At 37.7% G+C, this 12,126-nt stretch carries 12 protein-coding genes, 1 other RNA gene and 1 other annotated feature; of the genes, 10 read left to right on the forward strand and 3 right to left on the reverse strand.

The genetic code is table 11. The features are described from left to right. Nucleotides 1–203: 203 nt before the first annotated feature. Nucleotides 204–1,178, reverse strand: a complete 975-nt coding sequence (locus tag A8L44_RS06345; protein WP_066103303.1) for a YaaC family protein — start codon at nucleotides 1,176–1,178, stop codon at nucleotides 204–206. Between the two features lie 111 nt (nucleotides 1,179–1,289). Between A8L44_RS06345 and guaB the strand changes: the two genes are divergently transcribed. From guaB to serS, 3 genes are all read left to right on the forward strand, one after another. Further along, a complete protein-coding gene (guaB, locus tag A8L44_RS06350) occupies nucleotides 1,290–2,756 on the forward strand; it encodes an IMP dehydrogenase (protein WP_066103306.1) in 1,467 nt (488 codons plus the stop codon). A 124-nt stretch (nucleotides 2,757–2,880) separates the two neighbouring features. Continuing rightward, nucleotides 2,881–4,203 carry a serine hydrolase gene (locus tag A8L44_RS06355; RefSeq protein ID WP_066103310.1) on the forward strand — a complete coding sequence of 441 codons (1,323 nt, stop codon included), beginning with the start codon at nucleotides 2,881–2,883 and terminating at the stop codon, nucleotides 4,201–4,203. Between the two features lie 72 nt (nucleotides 4,204–4,275). After that, nucleotides 4,276–4,505: a binding site (T-box leader), on the forward strand. Nucleotides 4,506–4,557: 52 nt separating this feature from the next. After that, nucleotides 4,558–5,838 (forward strand): serine--tRNA ligase, encoded by a 1,281-nt coding sequence (gene serS, locus A8L44_RS06360; protein ID WP_066103313.1) that lies wholly within the window; start codon nucleotides 4,558–4,560, stop codon nucleotides 5,836–5,838. A 499-nt stretch (nucleotides 5,839–6,337) separates the two neighbouring features. Here the strand turns inward: serS and A8L44_RS06365 are convergent, their stop codons facing one another. Both A8L44_RS06365 and A8L44_RS06370 read right to left on the reverse strand, forming a co-directional pair. Next, nucleotides 6,338–7,012, reverse strand: a complete 675-nt coding sequence (locus A8L44_RS06365; RefSeq protein ID WP_066103316.1) for a deoxynucleoside kinase — start codon at nucleotides 7,010–7,012, stop codon at nucleotides 6,338–6,340. After that, the gene (locus A8L44_RS06370) at nucleotides 7,009–7,647 is read right to left on the reverse strand and encodes a deoxynucleoside kinase (protein ID WP_066103319.1); all 639 of its coding nucleotides are present in this window, start codon (nucleotides 7,645–7,647) and stop codon (nucleotides 7,009–7,011) included. Before A8L44_RS06370 ends, A8L44_RS06365 begins: the two co-directional genes overlap by 4 nt. 143 nt (nucleotides 7,648–7,790) lie before the next feature. On the opposite strand from A8L44_RS06370, the gene tadA reads away from it, so the two are divergent. From tadA to A8L44_RS06405, 7 genes are all read left to right on the forward strand, one after another. After that, nucleotides 7,791–8,288, forward strand: a complete 498-nt coding sequence (tadA, locus tag A8L44_RS06375; protein ID WP_066103321.1) for a tRNA adenosine(34) deaminase TadA — start codon at nucleotides 7,791–7,793, stop codon at nucleotides 8,286–8,288. A gap of 91 nt (nucleotides 8,289–8,379) precedes the next feature. Beyond that, nucleotides 8,380–8,644: signal recognition particle sRNA large type (gene ffs, locus A8L44_RS06380), an RNA gene on the forward strand. Nucleotides 8,645–8,772: 128 nt separating this feature from the next. Beyond that, nucleotides 8,773–10,461: a DNA polymerase III subunit gamma/tau gene (gene dnaX / locus A8L44_RS06385; RefSeq protein WP_066103322.1), complete on the forward strand. Its 1,689-nt coding sequence runs from the start codon at nucleotides 8,773–8,775 to the stop codon at nucleotides 10,459–10,461. A gap of 18 nt (nucleotides 10,462–10,479) precedes the next feature. After that, nucleotides 10,480–10,803 (forward strand): YbaB/EbfC family nucleoid-associated protein, encoded by a 324-nt coding sequence (locus A8L44_RS06390; protein ID WP_066103325.1) that lies wholly within the window; start codon nucleotides 10,480–10,482, stop codon nucleotides 10,801–10,803. 11 nt (nucleotides 10,804–10,814) lie between these two features. Further along, the gene (recR, locus tag A8L44_RS06395) at nucleotides 10,815–11,411 is read left to right on the forward strand and encodes a recombination mediator RecR (RefSeq protein WP_066103328.1); all 597 of its coding nucleotides are present in this window, start codon (nucleotides 10,815–10,817) and stop codon (nucleotides 11,409–11,411) included. A gap of 21 nt (nucleotides 11,412–11,432) precedes the next feature. Continuing rightward, on the forward strand, nucleotides 11,433–11,648 hold the full coding sequence (locus A8L44_RS06400; protein ID WP_066103333.1) for a YaaL family protein: 216 nt from the start codon (nucleotides 11,433–11,435) through the stop codon (nucleotides 11,646–11,648). Between the two features lie 78 nt (nucleotides 11,649–11,726). After that, on the forward strand, nucleotides 11,727–11,993 hold the full coding sequence (locus tag A8L44_RS06405; RefSeq protein ID WP_066103336.1) for a pro-sigmaK processing inhibitor BofA family protein: 267 nt from the start codon (nucleotides 11,727–11,729) through the stop codon (nucleotides 11,991–11,993). Nucleotides 11,994–12,126 lie beyond the last annotated feature (133 nt).

Below are 12,126 nucleotides of genomic sequence, written 5' to 3' on the forward strand. Positions count from 1 at the left end.
TTGTTTTTAAGACTGAAGGATACCTTCGAACGTTTGTTGAGAAGAAGGTACCGAGTGTTATGAGAAATAGCAGAAAGGTGTGTATGATCCATATTGGACGGATGCAGGGAATGGAAAGGGAAACATGGCATAAACGATTTTTACTTAATTCCTAACTATCAAACCCTTTGCATTGCCACACTGACCTATTTATTAGACATTCTCTATATACAATCTAACCACTCCGATATCAAGAATGGGATTTTAATTTCAGCTATACTCAGTAAGCTATTGATAAAGGGAAGATCATAAAAGGGCATCTCCTTAAATAAGTCTGACCACCACTCCGTTTCATATCGGGAAATCATACTGAGGTTATACAATAGTAAATAAAGTATTAAAAGATCTGGTAAGGTAGAGGCTAATCCTTCTTTTTGTAAGGAAAGATGGAATGTGTCCGAATGTATATTAAATCTAAAAGGTACATCCCCAAGTATCGGAAGGTATGCTTTTTTAAAATGCAGATGCAATCTCTTCTCTCCATCCTGATGTATTTCCTGTATAGGTAGCTCCCACTTGGAGTTAAGAAAGTCCTTAAAACGTTCTGAGGTCATTTTATACTGATCCAAAACGATAGTCGGTAGATGGACTACAGTGTGTTCTTTGTTAAAAAGAACTTCAATACTGGTACATTTATTTTTTAATCTTTTAAAAAGGATTCCAAGCTCAGGGATTTCCTGAAGTATATCAATCATTGCTATTTTTTCGTTCTCCAATTGCTTTATTCCATATATCTTCTCGGCTGTGTGAGTAAATAATCCATGGCGCTGAATTTTAATTTCATCAAAAAGAAATTCGTATTGTTGTTTTTTCTTTTTCCTTGTGGATACCCCATGAGATAAGACAGCGGTTGTTTCCGGATAAAGCGGATCAACAACTAATAGACATGCCTTTAAAAAATGAGTAAACCCATAGTATAAAAGAAGCGGTTTTAGCTGAATAGGAAGAGTATCCAACTGTTTAAAATAAAGTATTCCAGTCTCAAGATAAGATATAAATTTGTTACAGTTATCGTAACTATATGTATCAGCATTCAGTAGTCCTAATTTATTATAGGCGTTTTTTAAGTATTTCTGTGTGTAGTTTGTTGAATAATAAGGTGAGAACAGATGATTATAATCATATTGTTGTTTGGACATAACTACCCCTCTTTAATTGTTTGAATATTTAAACTAGTTACTTTTTCCTTGACAGTAGTTTGTCCAATTGTTAATCTACAAATAAATTTTTTTGGGAATGGAGGACATAATATGTGGAAAGATAAATTTTCCAAAGAAGGCTTAACCTTTGATGATGTATTACTTATACCAGGTAAATCTGAAGTGTTACCTAAGGATGTATCACTAAAGGTGAGTTTAGCAGACAACTTAGCCCTAAACATTCCTATAATTAGTGCGGGTATGGATACAGTAACTGAGTCTGAGATGGCTATAGCAATGGCTAGACAAGGCGGACTGGGTGTTATTCATAAGAACATGTCTATTGAACAACAAGCTGAACAGGTTGATAAAGTAAAGCGTTCCGAAAATGGTGTCATAACAAAGCCATTTTTCTTAACTCCAGAAAACCAGGTTTACGATGCGGAGCATTTAATGGGCAAATATAGAATATCTGGTGTTCCGATTGTTAACAACAAGGAAGAAAAGAAATTGGTAGGTATTATAACAAACCGTGATATGCGCTTTATTCGCGATTACTCCATGCGTATTGATGATGTTATGACAAAGGAAAACTTGGTAACAGCTCCTGTGGGAACTAATCTAGAAGAGGCGCAGAAAATTCTACAGCAATATAAAATTGAAAAGCTCCCTCTAGTAGATGAAGAGGGTACACTTCAAGGCTTAATCACTATTAAAGATATTGAAAAAATAATTGAATTCCCAAGATCAGCAAAAGACAAATACGGAAGATTACTTGTAGCTGCTGCTGTAGGTGTTACATCTGATACTATGAAAAGGGTAGAGATGCTGGTTAGCGCAGATGTAGATGCGATTGTACTGGATACAGCGCACGGCCACTCTAAGGGTGTACTTGATAAGGTACGTGAAATTAGAGAAACATTCCCTGAGTTGACTATTATTGCAGGGAACGTTGCAACTGCTGAGGGTACAAGAGCGTTAATTGAGGCTGGAGCTGATATTGTAAAAGTAGGTATTGGACCTGGTTCTATTTGTACAACACGGGTCGTTGCTGGTGTAGGTGTGCCACAAATCACTGCCATTTATGATTGTGCAACTGAAGCAAGAAAGCACGGTAAGTCGATTATTGCAGATGGTGGTATTAAATACTCTGGTGATGTTGCTAAAGCATTAGCAGCAGGCGGACATGCCGTTATGCTGGGCAGCTTATTAGCAGGAGTGACTGAAAGTCCGGGAGACACTGAAATCTTCCAAGGCAGAAGATTTAAAGTATACAGAGGCATGGGTTCAGTAGCAGCAATGGAAAAAGGATCTAAGGATCGTTACTTCCAGGAAGATGCGAAGAAATTTGTTCCTGAAGGTATAGAAGGAAGAATTCCTTATAAAGGTCCATTAGCTGATACGATTTATCAGCTTATCGGTGGTCTTCGTGCAGGTATGGGTTATTGCGGAACGAAAGATTTAGAAGAGCTCAGAGAGAATTCACAATTTGTCAGAATGACTGGAGCTGGATTAAAAGAAAGTCATCCGCATGATGTACAAATTACAAAAGAGGCACCGAACTATTCCTATAACTAAGTTATCAAGCACTAAAGAAAAGATGGCAGAGTATCTTTATACTCTGTCTATTTTTTTTAGTCCTTTTATGATACAATAACAAAAGTGTTTAATCGACAATCATTGATAATCAGGGGGGATATACTTGAGACAGGCAAAACAATTAACTTCTTTACTTGCTGTATTAACATTACTTGTTACATTTGTTTTTCCATTCACGAATACTACTGCATATGCCGAAGACGAGCTAGGACTGAGTGCTGAGGCAGCAATACTAATAGATGCGACTAGTGGAAAGATTCTTTACGAAAAAAATTCTGATAAGGTGCTTGGCGTAGCATCCATGTCAAAAATGATGACAGAGTATCTTGTATTAGAAGCTATTGAAGACGGGAAAATTAAGTGGGATCAAACTGTTACAATTGACGAATATGTACATAAACTCTCAGGAGCTCCAGGTTTATCGAATATAGGTTTGACACAAGGTGAAACTTATACTGTTAAAGAGCTTTACGAGGCAATGGCCATATTCTCAGGTAATGCTGCTACAGTAGCTCTCGCACAAGTGGTTGGCGGTACTGAAAAGAATTTCGTGAAATTAATGAATGAGAAAGCCGAAGAGTTAGGTTTGAAAGACTATAAATTCGTTAACTCGTCCGGTTTAAATAACTCAAGCCTGCTTGGCCAGCATCCTGCAGGTGAAGAGAATGATGAAAATCTTATGTCAGCACGTGCAACTGCTAAGTTGGCATATCATTTAGTAACAGACTATCCTGAGGTGATAGATACTGCTAAAAAGCCAGAATTAAAATTTAAAGATGGCAAAACATATAAAAATTTCAACTGGATGTTGCCAGGATTGATTGCAGAGTATAATGGTGTAGATGGATTAAAGACCGGTTCTACAGAATTCGCCGGCAACTGTTTCACTGCAACAGCTGAAAGAGATGGAAAAAGATATATCTCAGTTGTGATGAAAGCAGACAGTAAAATGTCACGTTTTTCAGAAACTGAAAAAATACTTAACTATGCTTTTAATAACTTCTCCACAGAGGAGATTGTAGAAAAAGGATATCAAGTAAAAGGTCAAAAAACACTACCTGTTGCAAAAGGGAAAGAAAAGTCTGTAGCTATTGAGACAAACAAGGCAATTAACCTTATTGTAAAAAATGGCGAAAAGGAAAATCTTAAGACTAAACTAGTATTAGATAAGGACAAGCTTGATGAAGATGGCAACCTGGTGGCTCCAGTGAAAAAAGGAGATAAGGTTGGTTATCTAACTCTTGAATCCGACAAGAGTGATCTTGGCTTCTTAACAGAGGAAGGGCAAAAGAATATCAGCGTTGATGTTGTAGCTGCTGAAACTGTTGAAAAGTCAAACTGGTTTGTATTATCCATGAGAGCAATCGGAGGCTTCTTCGGTGATATGTGGGATAGTATCACTGGAGCAGTTAAAGGTTTATTCTAAAATTTTATTTTTATGATTGAATATAGTTGCGCGAAGAGTGTATGATAGTTAATAGAATATTAAATGAATAAACGAATAGCGTTGATGAGAACCAGTAATCAGAGTAGCATATCTGAAGAGAGCCAGTGGGTGGTGCAAACTGGCGATATCGTCTGATGAATCCATCTCGGAGCAGGATATCGAAATCTTAAAGGAGAATAAATATCCTCGGTTTTAAAAGCCGTTATCTTATGAGGTGGTAGGCATTTATATAAAATGCCTATAACTAGGGTGGCAACGCGGATAAAACTTCCGTCCCTTTTAGGGACGGGAGTTTTTTGTTTGTTTACAATAATTTAAAAGGAGGAATTTAGTATGCTTGATGTAAAACTATTGCGTGCAAACCTTGAAGAAGTTAAGGAAAAGCTAAAACACCGTGGGGAAGATTTGAATGATCTAGATAAATTTGAGGATCTCGATAAACGCCGCAGAGAATTAATTGTTGAAACTGAACAGTTAAAAAGCAGAAGAAATGAAGTCTCCCAACAAATTGCTATGCTGAAAAAAGAGAAAAAGGATGCCGATGCGTTAATTATTGAAATGCGTGAGGTTGGCGAAAAAATAAAAGGCTTCGATCAGGAATTGCGTACAATTGAAGAAGAACTGGATTCAATTATGATGACTATCCCTAATATCCCGCATGAAAGTGTTCCTGTCGGAGATTCTGAGGATGAAAACGTTGAGGCGCGAAAGTGGGGAGAAGTGAGAGACTTTGGATTCGAGCCAAAGCCACACTGGGAGATAGCTGCTGATTTAGGAATCATTGATTTTGAACGCGCTGGAAAAGTTACAGGAAGCCGCTTTGTATTTTACAAAGGATTAGGAGCAAGACTTGAACGTGCTTTAGCAAGCTTTATGTTAGATCTACACGTTGAAGAACATGGTTATACAGAAATGCTTCCGCCTTACATAGTTAATCGTGCAAGCATGACAGGTACGGGCCAGCTGCCTAAATTTGAAGAGGATGCTTTCTTAATTAACAGTGAGGATTACTTCTTAGTTCCTACTGCTGAAGTTCCAGTTACGAACTATCACCGCGATGAAATACTATCTGGTGATGAACTGCCAATAAGCTATGCTGCTTACAGTGCTTGTTTCCGATCTGAAGCAGGATCTGCAGGTCGTGATACACGTGGATTAATTCGCCAGCATCAATTTAACAAAGTAGAGCTCGTTAAATTTGTAAGACCAGAGGATTCTTATGAAGAATTGGAAAAACTAACAGGCCATGCGGAAAAAGTTCTGCAATTGCTTGGGCTTCCATACCGTGTGTTAAAAATGTGTACGGCAGATCTTGGTTTCACAGCAGCTAAAAAATATGATTTAGAAGTTTGGATTCCAAGCTATGAGACGTATCGTGAAATTTCTTCTTGCAGTAATTTTGAAGCCTTCCAGGCTCGTCGTGCCAATATTCGTTTCCGCAGAGATATAAACGCTAAGCCTGAGCATGTTCACACATTAAATGGATCTGGCCTAGCGATTGGACGTACTGTTGCTGCAATCCTTGAAAATTATCAGCAGGAAGATGGATCTGTATTAATTCCAGAAGCTCTTCAACCTTATATGGGTGGAAAAAAAGTTATCACAAAAGCTTAAGATGAAGAGCATTCACAAACTGCTGATATGGGGAAGGGTGCTAAAGTCCATTTGAAGGACTGTGTTGGAATCGATCCCTTCGCCAAATAATAAGTATAACTAACAAAGGGATATCCACATCCGCCAAGTTTGGCATGTGGATATCCCTTTTTATATAAAAATGAGTGCTCCTTAAAAGTTAGGCATTAATCTGCCTTTTAAGGGATGTTTATATAGATATTTTTTAATAGGAGATAATGCATTGAAGTGGTCAAAATATATTTAATTGGATTCGAATAAGTTATATAGCCTTAAGCGCAGGAATAGCTCAATCTGTTTTAGGTGGGTGGGGAGAGCACGTAGGATAGGGATTTTGAGAAATAACTGGCGGACTATATCTAATAGTAGAATGACAATGAAGATAAAATTAAAGACCTGATTCCGGTAAGAATAGCGAAATCAGGTCCTTTAAGCAGCCCTAATAGGTCAAACCTTCTAGGTAGTATAAAATGTAATATTTTTAAAATACCTTTTTCAATTTTCCAGATTGCTGAATTTGTTCTGATACACGTTCAAGAATATCGTGAACAGCATTTGGATCTTCAGCTAAATCATAATCTTTAATATTTAATCGCAATATTGGGCAAGCATTGAAGGAATTAATCCACTTTTCATATCTTCCATGCATTTCCTCCCAATATTCTACAGGAGTTTGCTGCTCCATTTCTCTGCCGCGCAATTGAATACGGTTAAGAATATCATCCAGGGAGCCTTCCAGATAAATAAGTAAATCTGGATGCGGAAAATATGGAGTCATCACCATAGCTTCAAAAAGACTTGTATAGGTTTCATAATCTGTTGGATTCATGGTTCCTTTGTCATAATGCATTTTTGCGAAGATGCCTGTATCCTCATAAATAGAGCGGTCTTGAATAAAACCACCGCCATATTCGAAAATACGTTTTTGCTCTTTATAGCGTTCTGCTAAGAAATAGATTTGAAGATGGAAGCTCCAACGTGAAAAGTCAGCATAAAAACTGTCAAGATAAGGATTAGTATCTACCTTTTCAAAGGAAGTACGAAAATCGAGTTCTTCTGCTAATGCTTTTGTTAATGTAGATTTTCCAACGCCGACAGTACCGGCTACAGTAATAACAGCACTTTTAGGGATTTGATATTTAGGATGAAGAATCATGAACAAACTCCTTTTTGCAGTTGATTAGATACAGACGTTAAGATCAAATCCAGGTCTTCTTTTCTTAGGATGAAGTCCATTTCATCACCATTAAAGCGAAGTACCGGGATATCAGGATGAGCTGCTTCAAATTCATTCATGAATTGAGCGTAGTCTTCTGATAACTGCATTAAATATTTTTCACTTATATTTTTCTCAAATTCTCTGCCGCGGAGTGCAATTCGATGCATTAGCGTTTCAATACTTGCGTCCAGATAAATGACCATATTAGGTCTTGGCATATCCATAGTTAGTATGGAGTATATGTCTTTGTACTTGCTGAATTGAGACTCTTGTATGGTTCTTTGGGCAAAGATGAGATTTTTAAAGATATGATAATCTGCTACGACGGGTTGATTATTTTGGATATACTTTACTTGAATATCCTCTAATTGTTTATAACGATTACATAGGAAGAACATTTCTGTTTGAAAGCTCCATTCCTGAATATCATCATAGAATTTATCTAAAAACGGATTTTCATCAACTATTTCCTTTAGCAGCTTATATTGAAAATGGCTGGCTATTGCTTTCGCCAATGAAGTTTTCCCCACACCAATGGGACCTTCAACAGTAATAAATGGGGTATGGTTCATATGAGGTCCTCCTTACCTTTATGTTACTCTTTTCTAAAGACCGAGTATTATTGTACCATATAGACTTAAGAATTCATTATAAATAATATTGATAAATAAAGTCCATATTTTTATAATCCTACTGTTTAAGGGGTTTTAGCAAAATGAATGATGATAAATTTTTTATGCAAGAAGCAATTGAACAAGCAAAAGCTGCACAAGACAGTAATGAAGTTCCGATTGGAGCGGTTATTGTTAAAGATGGAAAGATCATTGCTCGTGGGCATAATCTGAGAGAGACGAATCAAAGTGCTACCGCCCATGCTGAAATTCTAGCAATCCAGAATGCTTGCGAGAAATTGGGTACATGGCGACTTGAAGGGGCATCCCTATATGTTACATTGGAACCTTGCCCGATGTGTGCCGGTGCTATTTTGATGTCTCGTGTTGATCGGGTAGTATATGGTGCAAATGATCCAAAAGCAGGCTGTGCGGGAACATTTATGAATCTCCTCGATGATTCACGTTTTAACCATCAATGTGAGGTAATTACAGGGGTATGTGAAGAAGAGTGCAGTCACTTATTAACATCCTTTTTTAGAGACTTAAGGGAAAAGAAGAAACTCGCAAAGAGAAATAGACAGTCGGAAAACAATGGATGAATTTACAGGTTCAAGATATTGCATTTTTATTTATTTATAGGTATACTAATTTATGCGTCAGTAAAGACGCCTAATATTGGTTTCAAATTTGCCGTGCTAGGTGGGAAGGTAGCGGTGTCCTGTACTTGCAATCCGCTCTAGCAAGACGGAATTCCCTCCCTCGGTAGGTACTCTGTAGGGTCTGACCTTTGTAAGTGGTGTTGACGTCTGGGTCCTGCGCAATGGGAACTTATGAACCCTGTCAGGTCCGGAAGGAAGCAGCAGTAAGTAAGACCTCTCATGTGCCGCAGGGCAGCCTGGACTGAGCTAACTGCACTGGTTCCGCTTATGGATATCTATCAACGGAGGGTGCACGGCAGTTATTTACATAAAAAGATTAAAACCATTCGTTTAAAGAATGGTTTTTTTTATGCATTTTTGCCGTTTGTAAATGTCACTATTTACGATATAATATAAGGGATTATGTAAGGAAGGGGCAGGAATATTGGGTTATCAAGCATTATACCGAGTTTGGCGTCCTCAGGCTTTTGAAGATGTGATCGGTCAGGAACATGTTACTAAAACGCTCCAAAATGCCCTGCTGCACCAAAAAATATCCCATGCTTACCTTTTTTCAGGTCCACGTGGGACAGGTAAAACAAGTGCAGCGAAAATATTAGCGAAAGCAGTTAACTGTGAGCATGCCCCAGTTCAGGAGCCATGTAATGAATGTGCATCATGCAGGGGTATAACAGATGGTTCGATCTCTGATGTATTAGAAATTGACGCAGCCTCCAATAATGGAGTTGAAGAAATTAGAGATATACGTGATAAGGTAAAATATGCGCCTTCATCGGTTAAGTACAAAGTGTATATCATTGATGAAGTCCATATGTTGTCAACTGGGGCCTTCAACGCTTTACTGAAAACACTTGAAGAACCACCGGCTCATGTTATATTCATTTTAGCTACTACCGAGCCACATAAAATTCCTCTCACTATTATTTCAAGATGTCAACGCTTCGATTTCAAACGCATCACTCCACAGGATATTGTCGGAAGGATGGAAAGAATCTTAACTGAAACCGGCATTTCATACGATCAGAATGCATTATTGGTTATCGCAAGAGCGGCAGAAGGCGGTATGAGGGATGCCTTGAGTTTGCTGGACCAGGCCATATCATTTGGTTCCGACAACATTACATTAGAGGATGCACTGACCGTTACTGGAGCTGTTTCACAATCCTTTTTAACTAAGATTGTAAGTGCAATCTATAAGAGAGAGACAGCCGAAGCATTAAATCAACTCCAGGAATTACTAGCTTTAGGGAAAGATCCAATTCGTTTTGTTGAAGATATGATTCTGTATTTTCGGGACATGCTCCTATTTCAGGCGGCACCAGAGCTCGAGGATTCAATGGAAAGAGTTTATATAGATCAAGATTTTAAAGAACTTGCTGAAAACATTTCGTCAGATCAACTTCATTTTTGGATTGATCAATGGAATCGTTCTATTCAGGAAATGAAGTGGTCCAGTCACCCTAGAATATTTTTGGAGGTTTTGTTGGTAAAGCTTTGCCAAAGTGAACCGGAAAGCAGCAAGAGTTCAGTTACAGACGACACGATTCAAAAACTAATGAATAAAATCAATCAACTGGAAACTCAGTTAAACACCATACGTGAAAATGGAGTTGCGATTAATAAAGACTCAGCTCCTGCTAAAGAAAAGGCTAAAGTAACAACAAACCGATCCTTTAAAGTGCCGGTAGGACGAGTTAACGATATATTAAAAAGAGCAACCAAGCCCGATTTATTAAAGATAAAAAGCAATTGGGGTGGAATGCTTGAATCGCTGAAAAAATCACAGGCAGCATTATTAAATGATGCAGAACCTGTAGCTGCCTCTAATGATGCTTTTGTGTTAAAATTCAAATATGAAATTCATTGCCAAATGGCTATGAATAATCAGGAGTTCATCAGTGGTTTAAAGGGTACACTACAGCAAGTGACAGGCAATCTATACGATATTGTTGGCATTCCGGAAGAAAGCTGGCATAAAATTCGCCAGGAGTTTGTTTCTACTCAAAAACAAGACCAACCGGAATCTCAAGAGACAAATGAGGAAACAGAAGATCCGCTGATTTTTAAAGCAAGAGAACTTTTCGGCGATGAACTTTTAGAAATAAAAGATTAATTTTATGGAGGTAACAATATGCGCGGAATGGGCAATATGCAAAATATGATGAAACAAATGCAAAAAATGCAAAAGAAAATGGCGGAGGCTCAAGAAGAGCTTGGTCAAAAACGAATCGAAGGTACAGCTGGCGGAGGCATGGTGACAGTTATAGCTACAGGCCATAAAGAAATCGTTGATGTGAAAATCAAAGAAGAAGTAGTGGATCCTGACGATATCGAAATGTTGCAGGACCTTGTGCTTGCAGCTACAAATGACGCATTAAGAAAAGTGGATGAAATGACAAATAACACAATGGGTCAATTCACTAAAGGGTTAAATTTACCGCCAGGATTCATGTAAGGAGAAAAATTATGCATTATCCTGAACCGATATCCAAATTAATAGACAGTTTTATGAAATTGCCAGGTATTGGCCCGAAAACGGCCGCCAGACTGGCATTTTTTGTTTTGGACATGAAGGAAGACACAGTACTGGACTTTGCAAAAGCATTAGTTAATGCAAAGAGAAATTTAATGTATTGTTCTGTATGTGGTCATATTACTGATAAAGATCCTTGTTATATTTGTGATGATAATTATCGAGACAAATCTATTATTTGTGTCATACAAGAACCAAAAGATGTAATTGCTATGGAGAAAATGAGAGAATTTAATGGACTTTATCATGTGTTGCACGGCAGTATTTCTCCAATGGATGGAATAGGACCCGAAGATATAAATATTCCAAGCCTATTGAAGAGATTGCAGGATGAAACGGTAAAGGAAGTTATTCTGGCTACAAACCCTAATATTGAAGGAGAAGCAACAGCTATGTATATCTCCAGACTACTAAAACCAACTGGTATAAAGGTCACTCGTATTGCTCACGGTCTTCCAGTTGGCGGTGACTTGGAATATGCAGATGAGGTTACCTTATCAAAAGCTATCGAGGGTAGAAGAGAATTGTAACGATTGTAAGGAGGAAATACCTTGTTGTTTCGTAGAAAAGGAAAGCTGCGCAAGGAATTTGATGAAAAGCTTCTGGAGGATATCGGTACGATGAAGGTGAATTGGTTTAACCATAAAAGCCTTATCGAGACGAGTTACGATCCTTCATTTGATACAATCTCCCAAGCAAAGTTGAGTGAATTAAAGTATTATTATTTATTTAAAGAAGCGCGGAAACGGAAAATATCGGTCAAATAAGGTGTTGAGCACTAAATGATTGTTCTAATTTAATGGCCTGTCTCATACAGTATGAACAAATACTTGGGAGGGGTTTAATTGGAACATGGTGTATTTATTGCTGTTGTTGTCGGTATGATTCTTTTATTATTCCTAGTTGGAACACCTTTTAAGCCATTAAGGATGCTGGGACGTTTTTCAGTCAAGCTGATTATGGGAGCCGTTATATTATATATTGTTAATATAGTAGGCGGAAAATATGGGATGCATATCCCGATTAATCCATCCACTACTCTTGTATCTGGAATTTTAGGATTCCCTGGAGTTGCAGCTTTAATAGTAATTCAAAAATGGATTATCTCCTGAAAAGTTAGGCTGCAATCAGCAGTCTAACTTTTTTTGAAAAAAGTATTGCAATATAGATATGTAAGTGATATATTAATAAACGTCGCTGCTGCAGTAAATAACATGAAGCAAGCGATAAAGAAAAAATAAAAAA

Origin of the sequence: Bacillus sp. FJAT-27986 (assembly GCF_001685035.1) — a bacterium.
Classification (GTDB): Bacteria; Bacillota; Bacilli; order Bacillales; family Pradoshiaceae; genus Pradoshia.

Bases quoted from the DNA above. Each gene is read 5' to 3' on its own strand.
- A8L44_RS06345 (WP_066103303.1), bottom strand. From the start codon at position 1,178: ATGTCCAAACAACAATATGATTATAATCATCTGTTCTCACCTTATTAT.
- guaB (WP_066103306.1), top strand. From the start codon at position 1,290: ATGTGGAAAGATAAATTTTCCAAAGAAGGCTTAACCTTTGATGATGTA.
- serS (WP_066103313.1), top strand. From the start codon at position 4,558: ATGCTTGATGTAAAACTATTGCGTGCAAACCTTGAAGAAGTTAAGGAA.
- A8L44_RS06365 (WP_066103316.1), bottom strand. From the start codon at position 7,012: ATGATTCTTCATCCTAAATATCAAATCCCTAAAAGTGCTGTTATTACT.
- A8L44_RS06370 (WP_066103319.1), bottom strand. From the start codon at position 7,647: ATGAACCATACCCCATTTATTACTGTTGAAGGTCCCATTGGTGTGGGG.
- tadA (WP_066103321.1), top strand. From the start codon at position 7,791: ATGAATGATGATAAATTTTTTATGCAAGAAGCAATTGAACAAGCAAAA.
- A8L44_RS06390 (WP_066103325.1), top strand. From the start codon at position 10,480: ATGCGCGGAATGGGCAATATGCAAAATATGATGAAACAAATGCAAAAA.
- recR (WP_066103328.1), top strand. From the start codon at position 10,815: ATGCATTATCCTGAACCGATATCCAAATTAATAGACAGTTTTATGAAA.